The following is a 349-nucleotide window of genomic DNA, read 5'->3' on the forward strand; positions in this document are numbered from 1 at the left end:
CCGTGCTGTTAACGCCTCTGGTCCGGGCGGACACCATGTCGATACTGCCCTGCGAGGCGACAGATATTGCGGTGCATACCGATGACCCGGGCGGTGTTTACGACGAAGTGTCGCAAAGCGGCACGACCCTGGTGTTACACAACACTGGCCCCGGAGCCTGTATGCTTCCGCCGCGACCGGTCCTGACCTTCAGCGATGCCGCACATCACCCGATGCTCGTTGAGCGACGCACCGTCCGGGGCATGAATCCCGGCCCGGTGCTGCCGCCGGTGATAGTGCCTGCCGATGGCGAGCTGCAGATACTGCTGAGCCGGGTGTCCAGCGGTGCGTCTGAAGGTGGCAACTGTAT

Annotated in this window: 1 pseudogene; it reads left to right on the plus strand. The window is 63.6% G+C overall.

Annotated elements, in window-relative coordinates:
* Positions 1-35 precede the first annotated feature (35 nt).
* Positions 36-349 (plus strand): annotated as a pseudogene (locus AAIR21_RS28050) (hypothetical protein); the annotation flags it as partial.

Origin of the sequence: Enterobacter sp. PTB (assembly GCF_051130085.1) — a bacterium.
GTDB classification, from domain to species: domain Bacteria; phylum Pseudomonadota; class Gammaproteobacteria; order Enterobacterales; family Enterobacteriaceae; genus Enterobacter; species Enterobacter ludwigii.